The following is a 241-nucleotide window of genomic DNA, read 5'->3' as shown; positions in this document are numbered from 1 at the left end:
TAGCTGGCAGGCTCCAAACGGGCCATGGTCAGCAGTTGGCTGGCGGTTCGTGTGGCGCGTATCACGCCCTGCTGTAGAAACGCCAGCGCCTCCTCGCGCTCCTCTTCGTTGCTGGCTTGGCGGGCATTGCGCACGTGGATATCAATGATCGCCAGCGGCGTACGCAACTCGTGGGCTGCGTCGGCAATAAAACGACGTTCGCGCTCCAGCAAAGATCGCAACTGTCTGAGCAGTCGATCGA

Annotated in this window: 1 protein-coding gene; it reads right to left on the bottom strand. The window is 61.0% G+C overall.

Features of this window, described 5'->3' with window-relative positions; translation table 11 throughout:
- Positions 1-212 (bottom strand): histidine kinase dimerization/phospho-acceptor domain-containing protein (locus ACPYOG_RS20460; RefSeq protein WP_481295905.1); only part of this gene is annotated, 212 nt, incomplete at its 3' end.
- Between the last annotated feature and the right edge of the window lie 29 nt (positions 213-241).

It is taken from the genome of Leifsonia sp. HAY1-4F, from assembly GCF_056755275.1.
Note: the sequence above shows the minus strand (reverse complement) of the source record. Positions and strands in the feature narration are given on the sequence as shown.